Raw genomic sequence first — 18,908 nt, forward strand, 5'->3', positions numbered from 1 at the left:
GTCGGCTGCGTTCGCGCCCGGCGTGAAGGAACGCGATCGCACCTCGACGGCACGCCGGGCCGGTCAAGCGGCGAACGGCGGGTGGCGAGTGACCGAAGGCCGGGGCCGGAGCAAGAGCGCGAGCCATCGGCTCCGTATCGGCCAAGCAGGCCGGAACGGCAGGGGCCGGGTGCCCGCAGGCGGCCAGAGCGGCCCCCCGCGCCCCCCACCGGCCGTTCGTCGCTTGGCCGGCCCGGCGTGCCTGCGAGGCGCTGTCGCGCCCCCACTTCCGGCGCGGATCTGGCGACGGCTGGGAACACCCCGGTCGGCCCCCCGTTCCCCTCCGGCCGCCCGCACGCTTCTCTCCCGTGCGGGAGCGCACCTAGTCAAGGGTGGGCCGCAGGCCCATCGCCGAAGGCGACGCGCAGCGCCCTTTGCTCGGTGCGCGGACGCACGACACTGGCCGAAGAAGCGGGCGGCCCCACGGTTCTCCTCCCACGGGCGCGGACACTCTTCGTCCATACGACCTACACAGGAAGCGAACGGCGTGATTTGATCTCGGCACTGCGAGTGCACCGGGGGAGATCCAGCCATGTCCAGACGTCTTTTCGCCGTGTTCCTGGCGCTCAGCGCCGCCGCCCTCACCTCGTGCTCCGACGGCGGAGGGGCGGCCCTGGGGGGCAGCCTGCAGACCTACGGCATCTCCGGGTACGACCACGCCAAGGTCGGCGACGAGTACTGGGTGAGCCTGCCGCAGATGTCCGACACGTCGGGGAAGCCGCTCACCGTCCTGAGCGGGAAGATCGCCCACGTGCCGGCCGGGCTGCGCATCATGGGGTACCGGATCAACATCGCCGTCAGCGGCCACCCCCTGGGACCGATGCTCGTCGGCGGCCCGGAGGACGTCGCCCCCGACGGCGCCCACAAGGGCGGTTCGATCCCGGTCAAGGCGCACGGCACGTCGGACCTCTACTACGAGGCCCGGGTCAAAGTGACCGGCACCGTGCGCGGCGACCTGACCGACTGCCGCTACGCGTATCGGCAAGGTTCCATGACGTACCACCAGGACCTCCGCTGCGACACCCGGATCCGCCTCGGCAAGCCCCTCAACGGCTAGCCGAACCGCTTCCAGTCCCCCTCGGCCGATGGCCGGATATGTCACGAGCGATAGAATCGTGCCATGTCCGCCGACATCGACTTCCTGCCCGGCCGCCCGCACCGCGTCGTCGTGCTCGCGCTCGACGGGGTCTACCCGTTCGAGCTGGGGATCCCGAACCGGGTATTCCCCGGTGTTCCGGGCGCCTACGACGTGGTGACGTGCGCGGCGACGCAGGACCGTACGGTGGCGACCAGCGCGGACTTCTCGGTCACCGTCGAGCACGGGCCGGAGGCGCTGGAGCACGCGGACACCGTGGTCGTGCCGCCGTACGACATGGCGCGGATCTCGCAGGAGCTGCCGGAGCCCGTCGCCGCCGCGCTGGCGCGGATCCGGCCCGGGACCCGGATCGTCTCCATCTGCACGGGCGCGTTCGCGCTCGCGGCGGCCGGGATGCTCGACGGGCGCCCGGCGACCACGCACTGGGCGCTGGCGCCCCGGTTCCGGCGGATGTTCCCGCAGGTCGCCCTCGATCCCGACGTGCTGTTCATCGACGACGGGGACGTCCTCACCTCGGCCGGGGCGGCCTCCGGCGTCGACGTGTGCCTGCACATCGTGCGCTCCGACCACGGCAGCGCGGTCGCCAACAGCGTGGCCCGGCAGTGCGTCGTACCGCCGTGGCGGGACGGCGGCCAGGCGCAGTACATCGAAGCGCCGGTGCCGGACGAGGGGACCACGGGGACGGCGGCCACCCGGGCGTGGGCCCTGGAGAACCTGGAACAGCCGCTCACGCTGAAGGAGCTGGCCGATCACGCCCGGATGAGCCGGCGCACCTTCGCCCGCCGGTTCCAGGAGGAGACGGGGACGAGCCCCGGGCGCTGGCTGATCCAGCAGCGGGTACGGCGCGCCCGCGACCTCCTGGAGACCAGCGAGCTGTCGGTCGACCGCATCGCGGCCGAGGTCGGTTTCGCCACGGGCACGTCACTGCGGCAGCACCTGCACGCGGCGATCGGCGTCTCCCCGCAGGCCTACCGGAACACGTTCCGGGCCACGGCGGTGAGCAGGGCCTGAGCAGGATCCCGCCCCGGCGCGGGGTCCCGTCACCGGGACGCGTCGCGCCGGGGCGAGACGGGGGCCGATCCGGTGGGCTATGTGGCGGGGCAGTGCTTCCAGGCCAGGTGGTAGACGGTGCTGATGTCGCCGTCCGTGGAGTCCATGGTCATGAAGCTGACCTTGCCGGGGTTGGCGCTGCCGGCGTTCACCCGCAGCTCGGTGTTGATGTTGAAGTTGCGCTGGACCCCGCAGGGCGCCCAGACCAGCTGCGCCCAGTCGGTGGTGTCGGTGGCCTGCCAGTTGTCGTTGTAGGGGCCGCTGAAGGGGTGGCTGGCGGCGGCCGTGTTCGAGGAGCCCTGGAAGTAGTACGAGGCGCGCTGGGTGCCGGTGGCGCCCTGCTGGAGGGAGGCGAAACCGCGGTAGTCGGCGCTGGCGATGGCGTAGGTGAAGCCGCCCGGCACGTGCACCACCAGGTTGAGCTGGCAGTTGCGCCGGAAGGCGGTGGGGTCGGAGGTGCCGCCCGCCTGGGCGAGGTAGGCGCTGTAGGTGACGGTGAAGGCCTCGTTGTCCTCGGAGACGGCGACGGCGGTGGTCCCCGCCGGACAGCCGGAGCCGTTGACGGTGGCCACGTTGATGACGATCTTGTCCGGCGGCGGGTCGTCGAACACGGGCGACGACGCGGCCTTGGCCTGCGCGGGCAACCCGGCGGTGAGCAGCGCGGCGAGCGCTCCGCCGAGCAGGAGGCGGTGTCTCCTGGGTGCCATGGTTTCTCCAGTTCGGGTGATTCGAGTGGGGGGTTGCACCCGCGGTCCCGACGGTTCAACTTTGAAGAAACTGTGCGTTTTCTGTGAAGACCGGGGCGCTCGCATCGTAGGAACCATGGCATGAACCGGTCAGGTCGAACTCCGGCCATTCACAACGGCGGATTTCACAGCCCCCGCCCGGGACAGACGAGGGGGAGCCGGGGAGGAGCGGCCTCCGCGGCGGAGCACCCGACAGGAGCCCGATGTTCACGTACGCCGCAGCACTGGTCTTCCTGGTCTTCTGCGTCCGCGTGGTGCTGGACCCGCGCCGCTTCAGCAACGCCGTCCTCCTCGGGATCACCGTCGTCCTCGCGTCGGTCTCCGCGTTCGTACGGCCCGAACGGCCACCGGTGTCACTGCGGACGACGGCCCTGGCCGCCTGCGCGCTGCTCGTGCTGAGCGCCCTCGCCCTCGCGTTCCTGCTGATGGCGAACGGCGTGAAAATGGTCCGCAGGGAGGGCAGCCGCCCCGGCAACCTGCTCACGCTGCTCACCGGGCTCGCCGTCCTCGGCTTCCTCACCCTGCTCGGCACGGCCGCCGTCGGCCGCTCCCCCGCCCTGGTCCGCGTCGCGGCCTTCGCGACACCCCCGGTCGGCTACGTCTCCTTCCTCTTCCTCTGCTTCCTGGGCTACGCACTCCTCTACGGCCGGCTGCCGATGCGGCGCGACGTGGACTTCGTCGTCGTCCTCGGCTGCGGACTCGTCGGCGGCTCCCGGGTGGGGCGGCTGCTGGCGAACCGGCTGGACCGGGCCCGCCGGCTGTACGAGGCACAGGCCGCCCGCGGCAACCCGCCGCTCCTGGTCACCTCCGGCGGACAGGGCGGCGACGAGGAGCTGCCCGAGGCCGACGCGATGGCCGCGCACCTGGTCGCGGCCGGGATCCCCGAGGACCGGATCCTGCGCGAGGACCGCTCCCGCAGCACCGAGGAGAACCTGCTCTTCAGCAAGAGGATCATGCAGGAGGTGAAGCCGGAGTACCGGTGCCTCGTGGTCACCAACAACTTCCACGTGTTCCGGGCCGCGCTCACCGCCCGCCGGACCGGCGTCCGGGGCCAGGTCGTCGGCGCCCCCACCGCCCGGTACTTCTGGCCCGGCGCGACGATCCGCGAGTTCGTCGCGGTCTTCCTGCACTACGCGAAGACCAACCTGGGCATCTGCCTGGCCCTCGGCCTGCTGGGACTGGTCGCCTTGCGGTGAGCGGCGGTCACGGGTTCTCCCACGCCGCCGGTTCCGCCGCCAGCGCCCGTACCGGCTCCGGCAGCGCGTCCGCGGCGATGTCCGCCACCGTGACGCCTTCGAGGATCTTGCGGACGTTGGCGCGCAGCGCGATCCACAGGGGCAGCAACGGCTCGGCGATCCCCGTGTACGCGAGGCCCGTCGGACGCTCCCCGCGGACCGAGACGATCGGGCCGTCGACCGCGCGGATCAGGTCCGCCACGGTGATCGCGGACGCCTCCCGGGCCAGCCGGTAGCCGCCGCCCCCACCGCGCCGGCTGTCGACCACCCCGGCCCGCCGCAGGTCGCCGAGGATGCCCTCCAGGAACTTGTGCGGGATGCCCTGCGCACCGGCGATCTCCTCCGCCGTCACGGGACCGTTCCCCTGCCGTACGGCGAGCTCCAGTACCGCCCGTACCGCGTAATCCGCCCGCGCCGAGATCCTCATGCGTCCATTGTGAGGCGTGCTCCCGTGCAGAATGACCGGACCCGCGCCCCGTAAGATCGCCCGGGAGGATCCCTTGGCGCTCAGCAGACGTACCTTCAGTGCACTCGCCGGCTCGGCCGCGCTCGGCTTCGCCCTGGGCGGCAGCGGCGGCCCCGGGGCGCCCGCGGCGTACGCGGCCCGCAGCGTGCCCACCGGCCCGCCGCCGGCCGCGCCGCGCGCCGACGGACAGCGGCACACCATCGGCTACGACCACCACTCCCTCGTCGTCGACGGCAGACGGCTCGTGGTGTGGTCCGGCGAGATGCACCCGTTCCGGCTGCCGAGCCCGTCCCTGTGGCGGGACGTGCTGGAGAAGATGCGGGGGCACGGCTACAACACGGTCAGCATCTACGTGGCCTGGAACTACCACTCCCCCGCGCCCGGCAGATACGACTTCACCGGGGTGCGCGACCTCGACCTGTTCCTGCGCACGGCCGCCGAGACCGGGCTGTACGTGATCGTGCGCCCGGGCCCCTACATCAACGCCGAGGTCGACGCGGGCGGCTTCCCCGGCTGGCTGACCGCCACCGAGGGCACCGCCCGCACCACCGACCCCACCTACCTCGGGCACGTCGACGGCTGGCTGACGGCCGTCAACCGCATCGTGCGCCGCCACCAGCTCACGGACGGCGGCGGGACCGTCCTGCTGTACCAGATCGAGAACGAGTACGACGGACACGTCACCGACCCGGCCGGCCCCGCCTACATGTCCCACCTGTACGAGAAGGTGCGGGCCGACGGCATCGACGTCCCCCTCTTCCACAACGACAAGGGCCGCAACGGCTACTGGATCCCCGGCTCCTTCGACACCGGCCGCGGGCGCGCCAAGTGGCTGTACGGCTTCGACGGCTACCCCGACCCCTCCCACACCCCGCCCGACTGGGGGGACTACGGGATCGGCGGCCTCAAGGGCGGCGCGACCGCCAGCCCCCGTACGCCCGGGTTCATGCCCGAGTTCGGCGGCGGCTGGTTCGACCCCTGGGGCGGGGCCGAGTTCGACGGGAAGGGCTACGCCGGCTCCCGGGCGACCCGGGACGCCGCCTACGAACGGCGTTTCCACCTCACCCACCTCGCCAACGGCATCACCCTCCAGAACGTCTACATGACCTTCGGCGGCACCACCTGGGGCTGGCTGCCCGCCCCGGTCGTCTACACGTCGTACGACTACGGCGCGGCCATCGACGAGGCCCGCAACGTGACGACGAAGATCGCGCCGATGCACCAGCTCGGCCACCTCCTGCAACGCGTCCCGGACTTCGCGAAACTGGAGCGCGCGGCGGACGTCCACGCGGCCGGGCTCAAGGCGTACCACCTCACCAACCCCGACACCCGGGCGCACGTGTACGTGCTGCGCAACGACGGCGCCGGCGAGGTCACGTCCACGCTGCGGACCCACGCGGGCGACGACGTCGAAGTCACCGTCCCGGCCCACGACGCCCGGCTGCTCACCGCCGGACTCGCCCTCGGCAAGCGGAAGCTGCGCTACTGCACCGCCCAGCCGATGTTCGTCCTCACCGCGGGCCGCCAGGACGTCGCCCTGTTCACCGGCCGCTACGGGGAGATGGCCCACCTGGTCCTGGACTGCCCGTCCGAGCCGTTCGTCCAGCGCCTCGACCCGGAGGCCGCCTGGGTCTACAACCAGGACGTCCTGCACGTCACCGCCCCGCTCGGCAAGGGCGGCCTCACCCGGGTCCTGGTCCAGGGCGGCGAGAGCGACACCCCGCTGCTGCTGCTCTTCGCCGACGACGCGACCTCGGTACGGCTGTTCCCGTACGACACGCCGTCCGGGACCGTGCTGGTCTACGGCCCGGCGCTGGTGCGCCACGTGACGCTGGACGGGGACACCGTGCGGCTCACCGGGGACACGGTCGGCCCGACCGGCCTGGAGGTCTGGGCACCGCGCGGGATCACCGCCGTCACCTGGAACGGGCATCCGGTGCCGACCCGGGTGGGACTCTCGGGGAGCCTGGTCGCCACGTCGCTGCTGGCGGGCGCGCCGAAGCCGGCGCTGCCCGTGCTCGGCGGCTGGCGCCGCAAGGCCGAGAACCCCGAGTCGACGGCGGACTTCGACGACTCGAAGTGGACGGTCGCCGACCGGAAGACGTCGTTCAGCACCACGCCCGTGCCGGACGGTCAGCCGGTGCTCTTCGCGGACGACTACGGCTTCCACTACGGGGACGTCTGGTACCGGGGCCTGATCGAGGACGCCTCGCTGAGCGGCCTGGAGTCCGTCTCGCTCGCCTACAGCACCGGCACCCAGGGCATGCTCATGGCCTGGCTGGACGGGAAGCCGCTGGGCTCGCACCGGATGCCGGTGCCGGACGCGAAGACCGTCCGGCAGGGCAGCTGGACGGCCACCGCGACGTTCCCCGTGGCCGGGCTGTCCAAGAAGGCGCTGAAGAAACGGCGTCATGTGCTGTCCGTGCTGGTGCGGCGGATGCAGCACGACATGGACGGCCGGTCCGACGACGCCCAGAAGGCGGCCCGCGGGCTGACCGCGGTGACCTTCGAGGGGGCTGCTCCGAAGGTGCGCTGGCGGATCCAGGGGGCCGGTGCCGCCGACCCCGTACGGGGGCCGCAGAACAACGGCGGGCTGTACGGGGAGCGGGAGGGGTGGCACCTGCCCGGGTTCGCGGACGCGCCGTGGGAAGAGGTCTCGCTGCCGCGCGCCGACAAGGGGATGGGGGTCAGCTGGTACCGGACGGAGTTCCGGCTGGCGGTGCCGGACGGGGTGGACGCGTCGGTGGGGCTGGTGCTGGAGGACGATCCCGCGCGGGCCTACCGGGTGCAGATCTTCCTGAACGGGTGGAATCTCGGGCAGTACGTCAACGACGTGGGGCCGCAGCACACGTTCGTGCTGCCGAACGGGATCCTGCGGACCCGGGGTTCGAACACGTTGGCGTTGGCCGTGCTGGCGGACGGGACGAGCGAGGTCGGGCCCGGGGTGGTGCGGCTGGAGTTGCTGGGGAGTGCGGCCGGAGGGGTGCGGGTTGCGGGGGTGGAGTCCCCCGGCCGTTGACTGCGGGTTGTGGGGGGTGCTCGCGCAGTTCCCCGCGCCCCTTACGGGGCGCTGTGCCTTACGTCAGTCGGATTGTGTTCCAGGACATCGGCTCCAGGGTGGCCTTCAGGGTGCCGTCGGTCAGCGAGGTGCCCTCGGCCGGGTACGGGGTCACGCGGTCCGGGTTCTCCAACGTGTTGCGGGCGTCGGGGTCCGGGTCCGCCAGGACGCTGTGCTCCGCCACGGACGTCAGGCCGAGGCCGCCCAGGGCGACTTCGAGGGGCAGTGCCTCCGTGCGGCTGCGGTTGACGGCGAAGACGGTGACCGTGCCGTCGTCCGCGCGAACCGCCGTCGCGTGCAGCAGGTCCGTCTCGCCGTACTTCTTCGTCTCGTACGTCGGCGAGTCCACGCGCACGTCCAGGACCTGGCCCCGGCCGTGGCGCGACGCCTGGGCGAACGGGAAGAACGTCGTCTGGCGCCAGGCCGGGCCGCCCGGTTCCGTCATGATCGGGGCGATCACGTTGACCAGCTGGGCCAGGCAGGCGACCGTGACCCGGTCGGCGTGCCGGAGCAGGGCGATGAGGAGGGAGCCGAAGACCACCGCGTCCATGACGCTGTAGTTGTCCTCCAGCAGGCGGGGGGCCTCGGCCCAGTCCCGCGCGGCGGAGTTCTCGATCTCGTGCCACCTCGACGTGTACCAGACGTTCCACTCGTCGAAGGAGAGGTTGATCTTCTTCTGGGACTTGAGCCTGGCGCCCACGTGGTCGCAGGTGGCGACCACGTTCTCGATGAAGGACTCCATGTCCACGGCGGAGGCCAGGAAGGAGTCGAGATCGCCGTCCTGGGGCTCGTAGTAGGCGTGCAGGGAGATGTGGTCGACCAGGTCGTAGGTCTCCGCGAGGACCGTCGCCTCCCACTCGGCGAAGGTCGGCATGGACTGGCTGGAGGACCCGCAGGCGACCAGTTCCACGGACGGGTCCAGCTGGCGCATGGCGCGGGCGGTCTCGGCGGCGAGGCGGCCGTACTCCTGGGCCGTCTTGTGGCCGGTCTGCCAGGGGCCGTCCATCTCGTTGCCCAGACACCAGAGCTTGATGCCGAACGGGTCCTTGTCGCCGTGGGCGGCGCGCAGGTCGGAGAGGGCGGTGCCGGCGGGGTGGTTGGCGTACTCCTGGAGTTCCAGGGCCTCCGCCACGCCCCGGGTGCCGAGGTTGATCGCCATCATGGGCTCGGCCTGCGGGCCGACCTTCTTGAGGAAGGCGATGTACTCGGAGAGTCCGAAGCGGTTGGTCTCCGTGGACCGCCAGGCGAGGTCGAGGCGACGGGGCCGGTCCTCGGCCGGGCCGACCGAGTCCTCCCACTTGTAGCCGGAGACGAAGTTGCCGCCGGGGTAGCGGAGGGTGGTGACGCCGAGTTCGCGGACCAGGTCGAGCACGTCCCGGCGGATGCCTTCGGCGTCGGCCGTGGGGTGCGTCGGCTCGAAGATGCCGGTGTACACACAGCGGCCCAGGTGCTCGACGAAGGAGCCGAAGAGACGGGGGTTGACTTCGCCGACGGTGAAGGCGGGGTCGAGGGTGAAGCGGGCGGTGCGCAATGGTCGCCTTTCGAGGTGGGTGGTTCTCCGTCGTGGGCGGCCCGTTCGAGATACCGACTTGCGCCCGTGTCCTCGAACGGACCGTAAGATCGAAGCGCCCGCGCGTCAATGGGTCCGACGCGAATCCCGCGGTGGCTTCTCGGTTGCGATGCGGCGGGTGCGGACCGTTAGCCTGCCGGGGAACGTGGTCGTCGTCAGTCAAGGGAGCTCCGTCGTGCCCCGCATAGCCCTCGCCACCTACGACCCCGGCGCGGAACCGAGCAAGGACCAGGACCTGCCGGTGCTGCTGCGGGCGCTGGCCGACGCGGGGGCCGAGGCCGTGGCCCGGCCGTGGGACGACCCGGAGACGGAGTGGGGCGGCTACGACCTGGTCCTGCTGCGCTCCACCTGGGACTACAGCTGGCGTCTCGACGAGTTCGTGGCGTGGGTGGAGCGGGTGGGCAAGGCGACCCGGATCGCGAACCCGGCGGAGGTGGTGCGGTGGAACACCGACAAGCGGTATCTCGGTGACCTCGCGGCGGCCGGTGTGCCGGTGGTGCCGACCCGGTATCTCGCCCCCGGCGACCCGGCCGGCCCCGCCCTCCCCACCGACCGCGACTTCGTGGTCAAGCCCACCTTCGGCGCCGGCGCCCGGTTCGCCGCCCGCTACACACCCGGCGAGCACGACACCGCCCTGCGGCACCTGGCCCGGATGCACGAGGAGGGGCTGACCGCGATGGTCCAGCCGTACGTCTCGGGCATCGACGTCAGCGGAGAGCGGGCGCTGCAGTTCTTCGGCGGGCGGCTGCTGCACGCCAGCCGCAAGCGGGCCGTGCTCACGCCGGGCACGGCGTACGACGCGGACAAGGTGGCCCATCCGGACCTGGTGCCGTGGACGCCGACACCGGCCGAACTGGCCGTCGCGGAGCGCGCGTTGGCCGCCGTACCGGAGGCGCCCGAGCTGCTCTACGCCCGGGTGGACCTGGTCGACGGCGAGGACGGCCGGCCGCGGGTGATGGAGCTGGAGCTGGTCGAGCCGAACCTGTTCCTGTTCCTGCACCCCGGTTCGGTGGCCGAGGTGGCGGAGGCGGTCATCGGCGCGGCCCGTCGATGACGGCGGTGCGCTGGAGCAGGCCCCAGGTGAACTCGGCGACCGCCTGACGGCCGTCGGGGAGGGTGAGGGCCAGGCCCCACCGGGTGGGGGCGGTGCCCTCCAGGGGGCGGGCGGGGGCGAAGGCGCGGGCGGCCTCGTCGATCGTGCAGGACCAGGGGGTCAGGTCCGCGTAGGTCTCCAGGGTGGGGGCGGGCGCCTCCGGGTCGCGGACCAGCCACTCGTTCCAGACCGCGCCGCCGCCCGCGACCAGCACCTCGAAGCGCAGGGTGGGCCAGAGCGGGAGCCGCCACTGCCACACCGCGCACTCCAGGTCGCCGACCGTGCGTTTCGCCTCCCAATGAGGCGGCCCGAGCACTGAACGGTACCGGGCGGCGGCGGACCGGGACCGGGGCGAGCGGACCATCGCCTGCCAGCGCTTGTTGGCCTCCCTCATGTCCGCGAGGGACGCGCCCAGTTCGCGGCGGGCGTCCTCGACCAGGTCCGGATTGTGGTCGGCCATGCGGCGCAGCAGCACCAGCTGGAAGTCCAGTTGCACAGGACCCATGGTGCACCTCCGGGTGCCCGGCTCGTTCCCGGCCATTGCCCGGGCAATCCCCGATGGCTAGCCTGTGTTCGTCATGCCGATCGCCTGTTGATATCTCGAACGGCTCCGCCGCTCCGACGAGATCTGGCGCTTAGACCCAAGGGAGGGGGCCGGACGTGGGACGCTTTGTGCCTGCCGTGACCCGGGCTCTCGACATTCTTGAGCTCTTCCTGGACGGGGACGGGACCCTCTCCGCCCCCGACATAGTGCGCAAACTCCAGTTGCCGCGGACCACCGTGCACGAACTGGTGACCACGCTCGCCGCCCGCTCGTACATCGTGCCCGTACCCGGACAGCCCGGACGTTACCGGCTCGGCGTGCGCCCGTACCAGCTCGGCAGCCGCTACGCCGAGCAGCTCGACCTCGCCGCCGAGGGCCAGCAGGTCGCCCGCTCCGTCGCCGAGACCTGCGACGAGACCGTCCACGTGGCGATCCTCGAAGGCACCGACGTCATCTACATCGCCAAGGTCGACTCCACGCACGCGGTCCGCATGGTCTCCGCCGCGGGCCGCCGGCTCCCCGCGCACTGCACCTCCGTCGGCAAGATGCTGCTGGCCTCGCTGCCGGAGCCGGAGCTGTCCGCGCGCATCCCGGACGACGCCGACCTCGTCCGCATGACACCGAACAGCATCACCGACCCGGACGCGCTGCGCGCGGCCCTCACCGAGATCCGCGCGCGCGGCATCGCCGTGGAGAGCCGCGAGTCCAACCCCGACGTCTCCTGTGTCGCCGCGCCGGTCCGCGACCGCACCGGCCAGGTCGTCGCGGCGCTCTCCATCTCCGTACCGATGATCCGCTGGAGCGACGAGCGCCGGGACGAGCTGGAGCGGCTCGCCGTGAAGGGCGCCGCGGAACTCTCCGAGCGCCTCGGCCACCGGAGCGTGGCATGACGACGACGGTGCACACCGCGTACGAGGTCGCGGTCGCGGCGGAGGCGACGCTCGGGGAGGGGCCGACGTGGGACGCGGCGACCGGCCGCCTGCTCTGGATCGACATACTCGGCTCGCGCGTCCACACGTACGACCCGGCCACCGGGCGCCGTACGACCCGTACGACCGACCAGCACGTCGGCGCGGTGAAGCCGCGTGCGAACGGCGGGCTGGTGCTCAACCTCCGGGACGGGGTGGCGCTCCTCGACCCCGACGACACGTTCCGCTGGCTGCACCGCGAGCCGGTGCCCGGCCGCCGCGCCAACGACGCGGCCGTCGCGCCCGACGGCTCGCTGTGGGCCGGCACGATGCGCTACGACGAGGCGACCGGCGGGGGCACGCTGGCGCGGGTGGGGGCCGACGGAGCGGTGACGACGCTGCTGCCGGACGTCACCGTCAGCAACGGGACGGGCTGGAGCCCGGACGGCCGCCTCGTCTACTACGTCGACACCCCGACCCGCCGGGTGGACGTCTTCGACTACGACGGCGGACTCCCCCGCAACCGGCGGCCGTTGGTGACGATCGAGGAGGGTGCCGGGTTCCCCGACGGGCTGACGGTGGACGCGGACGGGTGTGTGTGGGTGGCGCTGTGGGACGGGGGTGCGGTGCGGCGCTACACGCCGACCGGTGAGCTGGACCGGGTCGTCACGCTGCCCACGCCCCGTACGACGGCGTGCGCGTTCGGCGGCGCCGGGCTGACCGATCTGTACGTCACGACGGCGCGCGTGGGGTTGGCTGCGCCGCAGGCGACGGCCGGGGCGCTGCTGGTGGTTCCGGGGGTCGGGCAGGGGGTTGTCCAGCCGGTGTTCGCGGGATAGGGGGTCAGGGTCCGGGGGGCGGGGCCATGTTTCGGCTGCGGGTGCGTGGGGGCTGATCGCGCAGTTCCCCGCGCCCCTTACGGGGCGCTGTGCTGGGCGTGGGTCGGGCGGTCGGCGGTGGACGGCGGCCGTGGTGGGGGTGGGTTCGGTGGGGTAGGAAGGAGGCGTTCGGGTTTCGATCGGTGAGGGGCGTGGCGTGTCGGGTCTGTTTCCGGAGCTGGTGGGCGAGCGGGTCGCGTTGCGGTTCGGGGGGCGGTCGCTGACGTACGGGCAGCTCGGCGGGGCGGCCGGGGCCGTCGCCGGGCGGGTGCGGGGCGCCGCGCGGGTCGCCGTGTGGGCGACCCCGGAGCTGGAGACCGCCGTCGCCGTCGTGGGCGTCCTGCTCGCCGGCCGGGCGGCCGTCCCCCTCAACCCCAGGTCGGGCGAGAAGGAACTCGCGCACATCCTGTCCGACAGCGCGCCGACGGCCGTGCTGGCCGCACCCGGCGCCGAGCTGCCGCCCGCCCTCGCCGGTCTGCCCCGCATCGACGTCGACACGCAGGCGGTGGGCCCGGTGCCGGAGGACGACTCCGCCGAGTCCGACCCCGCCCTCGTCGTCTACACCTCCGGCACCACAGGCCCGCCCAAGGGCGCCGTCATCCCCCGCCGGGCCGTCGCCGCGACCCTGGACGCGCTCGCCGACGCCTGGCAGTGGACCGGGGAGGACGTCCTCGTCCACGCCCTGCCGCTCTTCCATGTGCACGGGCTGGTGATCGGGATCCTCGGGCCGCTGCGGCGCGGTGGTTGCGTCCGGCACCTGGGGCGGTTCGACACGGCCGGCGTCACCCGTGAGCTGAGCGACGGCGCGACCATGATGTTCGGCGTCCCCACCATGTACCACCGCATCGCCGAGGCCCTGCCCGCCGACCCCGAACTGGCGCGGGCGCTGGGCCGGGCCCGGCTGCTGGTCTCCGGTTCGGCCGCGCTGCCCCTCCACGACCACGAGCGGATCGCGGCGGCCACCGGGCGCCGGGTCATCGAGCGGTACGGCATGACGGAGACCCTGATGAACACCAGCGTGCGGGCCGACGGCGAGGCCCGCGCGGGCACCGTCGGCGTACCGCTGCCGGGGGTGGAGCTGCGGCTGGTGGAGGAGGACGGGACGGCGATCACGGAGTACGACGGGGAGAGCGTCGGCGAGATCCAGGTGCGCGGCCCGAACCTCTTCACCGAGTACCTCAACCGGCCCGACGCCACCGCCGCCGCCTACACCGCCGACGGCTGGTTCCGCACCGGGGACATGGCGGTACGGGAGCCAGACGGCTATGTGCGGATCGTCGGCCGCAAGGCCACCGACCTGATCAAGAGCGGCGGTTACAAGATCGGTGCCGGTGAGATCGAGAACGCGCTCCTCGAACACCCCGGGGTGCGGGAGGCCGCCGTCACCGGGGAGCCGGACGCCGACCTGGGGGAGCGGATCGTCGCCTGGATCGTCCCGGCTGATCCGCAGTCGCCGCCCCCGGCCGAGGAGTTGGCCGGCCATGTCGCCGGCCGGCTCGCCCCGCACAAACGCCCGCGTGTGGTCCGCTACCTGGACGCCCTCCCCCGCAACGACATGGGGAAGATCATGAAGCGGGCCCTCGGTGAGCATGCCTGAGCGGCTCTCCGCCCGGCGGTTCCTCGACCTCGTCACCGACCCCGGCACCTTCGCCGAACTCCCGCACCGGGAAGGGGAGTCCGCGCCCGACGGCCCGCTCGGCTGGCAGGGGTACGACGCCTCGCGCGCCCGCGCCGCCGCACGCACCGGCGAGCGGGAGTCGGTCGTGGTCGGCACCGCGCGCGTCGAGGGCACGGCGGCCGTGCTGATCGCGTTCGAGTTCGGGTTCCTCGGCGGGTCGCTGGGCGAGCGGACCGGGGACCGGCTGGAGGCGGCGTACGGCCACGCCCGGACGCACCGGCTGCCGGTCGTCCCGCTGGTCGCCACCGGCGGCAGCCGGATGCAGGAGGGCATGCTCGCCCTGTCCCAGCTCCAGCGGGTGGCACGGCAGTCGGCGCTCACCCGCGAGGCGGGGCTGCCGCAGATCGCGGTCCTGCGGGACCCGACGACCGGCGGCGGCTGGGCCACCCTGGGCGCGGGCGCCGACGTGATCCTGGCGCTGCCCGGCGCCCAGGTCGGTTTCGCGGGCTCCCGGGTCCGCCCACCGGACGCGGACCCGGCCGCGTACACGGCGGACGCCCAGCTCGCGTCGGGGACGGTGGACGCCGTGGTGCCCCCTGCGGACCTGAAGGCGTGCCTGGGGCTGTGGCTGCGACTGCTGACCTCCCCCTCCACGCGGCCCGCCGAGCCGCCCGCCGCCCTCGGCGACGCCCGGTTGCCGGGCACCGGCTGGGCGGCCGTCGAGCGCGCCCGCGACCCGCGGCGCCCGCGCGCCGGCGCCTACCTGGACGCCTATTTCAGCCGCCGGGCCGCCCTGGTCGGCGACCGGTGCGGGGGCGCGGACCCCGAGGGGATGCTGTGCGGGTTCGGGGAGCGGGAGGGCCGTACCGTCGCCTACGCCGCGCAGACCGGTACGGCGACCCGGCCCGCCGGATTCCGCACCGCCGCCCGTCTGATACGGCTCGCGGACCGGCTGGGGATCCCCGTGCTGACGCTCGTCGACACCCCGGGCGCCGCCAACGACGCGGAGGCGGAACGGCAGGGCGCGGGCGCCGCGATCGCGGAGCTGTTCGGCGCGGTGGCCGCCGCCCGTACGCCGGTCACCACGCTCGTCATCGGCGAGGGCGGCTCCGGCGGGGCACTGGCACCGGCCGCCCCCGGCAACACCTGGGCCACCCCCGACAGCTACTTCTCGGTGATCGCCCCGGAGCTGGCGGCGGCGATCCTGAAACGCCCCCCGGAGGCGGTCGAGACCACCGCTGACCAGCTGCGCATCCGCCCCCAGGACCTGCTGTCCCTGGGCGTGATCCAAGGCATCGTGCCCACCGCACCCTGACCACGGCCGCCGCCCCTGCCCGGTGCCGTTCGTGCCCGAACCCCCCATTCAGCGGCGCCCCGCCCGGCCCCCTCCCGCAGGCGCGCCGTCGGCATCACCCAGAGGATGCGAAAGGAGCCGTCGTCCGCCGTCCCACGGCCCGCGCACTCGGGAGGATCGCCGTGACCGTCAGTCTGGAGCAGTTGCGCCGCTGCCATTTCGCCGTCGATCTCGGGGCCGCCCGCACCCGGGTGTACGTGAAGGGCATGGGGCTGGTGGTGGACCAGCCGTCCGTCGCCGCGATGAACACGCGGACGGGTGCCCTGATCGCCGTGGGCGAGTTCGCGGAGAAGATGACGGGCCGTACCCCCGACTACATCCGCGTGGTGCGTCCGATCTCCGGCGGCACGGTGGTCGACATCGAGATGGCCCAGCGGATGCTGCGGCAGCTGCTCGGCGACCGGACCCGCCGCATGCTGCGCCGCAAACCCCGGCTGAGGGCCGCCGCCTGCACCCCGCACGACGCCGACCCGCTGGCGCAGCGGGCCACCATCGAGACGCTGGTGGGGCTCGGCGCGCGGCGGGTGGAGCTGGTCGACACGCTGATCGCCGCGGCCGTGGGGTGCGGGCTGCCGGTGGAGCGGCCGGAGGCGACGATGATCCTCGTCTGCGGGGCGGCCGCCACCCAGGTGGCCGTGCTCTCCCTCGGGTCGATCGTGCGCGCGGAACGGATGCCCGTCGGCGGCGAGTCGGTGGACCACGCGATCGTGCAGCTGCTGCGCCACGAGCACGAACTGATGCTGCCGAGCCAGGCGGTACGGCCGTTGCAGCTGGCCCTCTCGGAGAACGGGCTCACCCCGCACGGGCCGACGTCCACGGAGATCCACGGCCGGGACGTGGCCACCGGCCTCGCCCGCAGCGTGCAGGTCGACACGGCGGCCGTACGGGACGCCATCCAGACGCCGCTGACCGCCGTCCTGGACGGGATCGGCAAGGTGCTGCGGGACTGCCCGCCCGACCTGGTCGCCGATCTCGCCGACCGCGGGATGGTGATGGTCGGCGGGTCCGCGCTGCTCCCCGGCTTCGACCAGCTGCTGCGGCAGGCCACGGGGATGCCGGTGCACATCGCCGAGCGACCGGACGTCTGCGCCGTCCAGGGCCTCGGCGAGATGCTGGAAGGCCGCATCGAACCCCTGCTGCTGGGCCCGCAGACCTGCTGAGAACCCAGGGCTTCGGCGTAGTCGGCGGGCGCCCGCTTTGTGATCACGTGAGGCCGAGGAGTGCGAGGGGGCGGCGGGCGTCGCGTGCGTTGCGGCGGAGGCCGGCGGCGATGTTCTTGACGCCGCTCAGCCGGAGGGCGCCGACGGCGAGGTTGCGCCAGGTTGCCATCGCGCGGGGTGCGTTGCAGGTCCGCAGCTGGGAGGCGTCTTCGGCGAAGGTGGTGTCGCGGACGTGGTGCAAGGCTTCGATCTTCCAGTGGTCGCGGATCAGTCTCGCGAGTTGGACGGGAGTGGCCTGCTCGGCGGTCAGGTCGGTGACCGCGTAGACGGTCGTGATGGTGGTCTTGCCGGTCTTGCGGTCGGTGCGGCGGCGCTTGATCTGGACGGCCTGATGGGCGCCGGGGAAGAGCAGGTTATTCAGGGTGGCGACCTTGATCCGACGGATCTTCACGCGGCCGTGGCCGGTACCCCGGGTGCGGTCCTGGAACGGGATGTCCCTCCAGGGAAGGGACTTCAGCTGCTTGCGTAGCTTCTTCCGATTGCCCTTGACGATCGCGATGTAGTGGGCCCTGCGGCCCAGGAGGTAGGCGGTGTGCTCGCGTTGCGTATGGAGCGCGTCGCTGGTGACCACGGTTGCGGCCAGGTCTGTGGCGGTGTCGAGCAGCGGCTGGAAGCGGGTGACCTCACCGGTTATCTCGCCGACGCAAGTTGGGCCAAGACCAGCCCGGTCGTGTGCTCCACCGCGGCGAGTAGGTGGATCCTCCGCCCCTGGGCCTTCGCCGCACCGCGCAGGGACTTGCCGTCCACGGACAGTCCACGCAGCTCGGCGCTCTTGGGCTGGCGGTCGGCAAGCCATCTGCCCACCGCCTGGTCCAGGGCATCACCGTCGATGCGGGCAAGCAGCCGACGGACCGTCGCCTCCGAGGGCACGAGCCTTCGGGGCAGTAAGGGATCGGGGCGCACGCCGAGTCGCTCCAGCACGTGCGGCGGCGCGTCCGCGATCCACTCACCGACCGCCAGTAGCGAGGTCGCGCCAGTCAGCACCGCGCAGGCGGTCAGCGTGAGCACGACGGCCAGAGTATGGCGCACGCCGCGTGGATCACGCGGATCCGGCACCTGAGCCAACCGCTCCAGCAGGCCAGGCACCTCCTGGGCCCGACGTCGGACTGCTCGCGGAGCCGGTCAAGGGCAGGTGGGATCAGGGATGATGCGTCGGCAGGCACGGTCTTCCAGGCAGGTCATGGACGTGGAGCACTCCGTGATCACGAGTACCTTTCCTCGCCCGCGCACAGCTACGCCGCGGCCTCGCCCGCAACCCAGGTCTGCCAGACGCGACGGGTGTTCGGCAGGTCAGGGCGATCAAGGAGCCAGAGCACGTACCCGGCGTGGCACCGGGCCCACGGACTGTCCGACTCTGCCGCCCGACCGAGCCTGCCCCGTAGATCAGCGCTGTCGACAGCCCGGGCAACCCGCACGTATTCGCGATCCTTGCAGCGATACGCCCGGTGGACGACGATGTCGACCAGGTCGGTGAGCTTCGCCTTGATCGCTTCGTCCTGGCGAGCACGGGCCACCGTCCGGATCAGGCTCTGCTTCGTACCCCACGCCTTCGCATGTTGCGTCCACTCCAGCGGGTACCTCGCCTCCCACTCCAGGAAGAGCACCACATAGGGCAGCCCCGGCCACGTCGCCAGATCCCCGTCCGCAGGACCACCCCACACCCCATCAGGCAGCGAACGCCTCTGGGCTTGCTGATGCCTCCGGCGCGCCTGCAGAAAGGCCGGCTCCCGGTACTGCTCGTCCGCTCCCAGGTGCCGCGTCCGCAGCCACATCTCGTTGGACCGGGCGAGCGCGTCTGTGACCTTGCTCTGGGCCTCCGTCAGATGGACGAGCGCTGCACCTCTCGCAGCCGGATCCTCCGCTATAAGCCCGAACGCCCAACCCGGCCGCTCAGCCCATGCGCAAGCATCGTCCGCATCCGTACCTGCCTCTTCAGCCACGCACGGGATCATCTCCTAGCGCAGTCGGCTCGCTCCACCCGACGGTGCGGGGGAGACGCAAGGGCTCCGGGGCGCAACGGACGTGATCAGGAA

The 18,908-nt window shown here is 72.6% G+C and carries 17 protein-coding genes; 10 read left to right on the forward strand and 7 right to left on the reverse strand.

Annotation, left to right across the window (positions count from 1 at the left end; genetic code table 11):
* Positions 1–571 precede the first annotated feature (571 nt).
* Both AB0G52_RS18210 and AB0G52_RS18215 read left to right on the forward strand, forming a co-directional pair.
* The gene (locus AB0G52_RS18210; RefSeq protein WP_361337241.1) at positions 572–1,096 is read left to right on the forward strand and encodes a hypothetical protein; all 525 of its coding nucleotides are present in this window, start codon (positions 572–574) and stop codon (positions 1,094–1,096) included.
* A gap of 63 nt (positions 1,097–1,159) precedes the next feature.
* A complete protein-coding gene (locus tag AB0G52_RS18215) occupies positions 1,160–2,146 on the forward strand; it encodes a helix-turn-helix domain-containing protein (protein WP_361337242.1) in 987 nt (328 codons plus the stop codon).
* 77 nt (positions 2,147–2,223) lie between these two features.
* On the opposite strand, the gene AB0G52_RS18220 is transcribed toward AB0G52_RS18215, so the two are convergent.
* Positions 2,224–2,892 carry a DUF4360 domain-containing protein gene (locus AB0G52_RS18220; RefSeq protein ID WP_361337243.1) on the reverse strand — a complete coding sequence of 223 codons (669 nt, stop codon included), beginning with the start codon at positions 2,890–2,892 and terminating at the stop codon, positions 2,224–2,226.
* Positions 2,893–3,134: 242 nt separating this feature from the next.
* On the opposite strand from AB0G52_RS18220, the gene AB0G52_RS18225 reads away from it, so the two are divergent.
* Complete coding sequence (locus AB0G52_RS18225; RefSeq protein ID WP_361337244.1) at positions 3,135–4,127, forward strand: YdcF family protein; 993 nt, start codon at positions 3,135–3,137, stop codon at positions 4,125–4,127.
* Between the two features lie 7 nt (positions 4,128–4,134).
* Here AB0G52_RS18225 and AB0G52_RS18230 read toward each other — a convergent pair whose 3' ends face one another.
* On the reverse strand, positions 4,135–4,593 hold the full coding sequence (locus AB0G52_RS18230; RefSeq protein WP_361337245.1) for an Rrf2 family transcriptional regulator: 459 nt from the start codon (positions 4,591–4,593) through the stop codon (positions 4,135–4,137).
* A gap of 73 nt (positions 4,594–4,666) precedes the next feature.
* On the opposite strand from AB0G52_RS18230, the gene AB0G52_RS18235 reads away from it, so the two are divergent.
* Positions 4,667–7,651, forward strand: coding sequence for a beta-galactosidase (locus tag AB0G52_RS18235; protein ID WP_361337246.1), 2,985 nt, complete (start codon positions 4,667–4,669; stop codon positions 7,649–7,651).
* Positions 7,652–7,709: 58 nt separating this feature from the next.
* On the opposite strand, the gene AB0G52_RS18240 is transcribed toward AB0G52_RS18235, so the two are convergent.
* Entirely contained in the window at positions 7,710–9,221 is a 1,512-nt protein-coding gene (locus AB0G52_RS18240) for an alpha-N-arabinofuranosidase (RefSeq protein ID WP_361337247.1), read from the reverse strand.
* A gap of 214 nt (positions 9,222–9,435) precedes the next feature.
* On the opposite strand from AB0G52_RS18240, the gene AB0G52_RS18245 reads away from it, so the two are divergent.
* The gene (locus AB0G52_RS18245) at positions 9,436–10,314 is read left to right on the forward strand and encodes a hypothetical protein (protein ID WP_361337248.1); all 879 of its coding nucleotides are present in this window, start codon (positions 9,436–9,438) and stop codon (positions 10,312–10,314) included.
* Here the strand turns inward: AB0G52_RS18245 and AB0G52_RS18250 are convergent.
* Entirely contained in the window at positions 10,292–10,858 is a 567-nt protein-coding gene (locus AB0G52_RS18250; RefSeq protein ID WP_360565412.1) for a hypothetical protein, read from the reverse strand. The two genes, AB0G52_RS18245 and AB0G52_RS18250, sit on opposite strands and share 23 nt — an antisense overlap.
* A 155-nt stretch (positions 10,859–11,013) precedes the next feature.
* Here AB0G52_RS18250 and AB0G52_RS18255 point away from each other — a divergent pair, with 155 nt between their 5' ends.
* The 5 genes from AB0G52_RS18255 to AB0G52_RS18275 all read left to right on the forward strand — a co-directional run bounded on the left by AB0G52_RS18255 (position 11,014) and on the right by AB0G52_RS18275 (position 16,815).
* Positions 11,014–11,787, forward strand: coding sequence for an IclR family transcriptional regulator (locus tag AB0G52_RS18255; RefSeq protein WP_361337249.1), 774 nt, complete (start codon positions 11,014–11,016; stop codon positions 11,785–11,787).
* On the forward strand, positions 11,784–12,644 hold the full coding sequence (locus AB0G52_RS18260; RefSeq protein ID WP_361337250.1) for an SMP-30/gluconolactonase/LRE family protein: 861 nt from the start codon (positions 11,784–11,786) through the stop codon (positions 12,642–12,644). Before AB0G52_RS18255 ends, AB0G52_RS18260 begins: the two co-directional genes overlap by 4 nt.
* Before the next feature lie 196 nt (positions 12,645–12,840).
* Complete coding sequence (locus tag AB0G52_RS18265; protein WP_361337251.1) at positions 12,841–14,280, forward strand: acyl-CoA synthetase; 1,440 nt, start codon at positions 12,841–12,843, stop codon at positions 14,278–14,280.
* Positions 14,273–15,616 carry a carboxyl transferase domain-containing protein gene (locus AB0G52_RS18270; protein WP_361337275.1) on the forward strand — a complete coding sequence of 448 codons (1,344 nt, stop codon included), beginning with the start codon at positions 14,273–14,275 and terminating at the stop codon, positions 15,614–15,616. The genes AB0G52_RS18265 and AB0G52_RS18270 overlap by 8 nt, the downstream gene beginning before the upstream one ends.
* A gap of 161 nt (positions 15,617–15,777) precedes the next feature.
* A complete protein-coding gene (locus AB0G52_RS18275; RefSeq protein ID WP_361337252.1) occupies positions 15,778–16,815 on the forward strand; it encodes a rod shape-determining protein in 1,038 nt (345 codons plus the stop codon).
* A gap of 43 nt (positions 16,816–16,858) precedes the next feature.
* Here AB0G52_RS18275 and AB0G52_RS18280 read toward each other — a convergent pair whose 3' ends face one another.
* From AB0G52_RS18280 to AB0G52_RS18290, 3 genes are all read right to left on the reverse strand, one after another.
* Positions 16,859–17,509, reverse strand: a complete 651-nt coding sequence (locus AB0G52_RS18280) for an ISAs1 family transposase (protein ID WP_361337276.1) — start codon at positions 17,507–17,509, stop codon at positions 16,859–16,861.
* Positions 17,506–17,904 (reverse strand): transposase family protein, encoded by a 399-nt coding sequence (locus AB0G52_RS18285; protein WP_361337253.1) that lies wholly within the window; start codon positions 17,902–17,904, stop codon positions 17,506–17,508. Before AB0G52_RS18285 ends, AB0G52_RS18280 begins: the two co-directional genes overlap by 4 nt.
* A gap of 203 nt (positions 17,905–18,107) precedes the next feature.
* The gene (locus AB0G52_RS18290) at positions 18,108–18,815 is read right to left on the reverse strand and encodes a hypothetical protein (RefSeq protein WP_361337254.1); all 708 of its coding nucleotides are present in this window, start codon (positions 18,813–18,815) and stop codon (positions 18,108–18,110) included.
* Positions 18,816–18,908 lie beyond the last annotated feature (93 nt).

Origin of the sequence: Streptomyces sp. NPDC021562 (assembly GCF_040640875.1) — a bacterium.
In the GTDB taxonomy this organism is placed as follows: domain Bacteria; phylum Actinomycetota; class Actinomycetes; order Streptomycetales; family Streptomycetaceae; genus Streptomyces.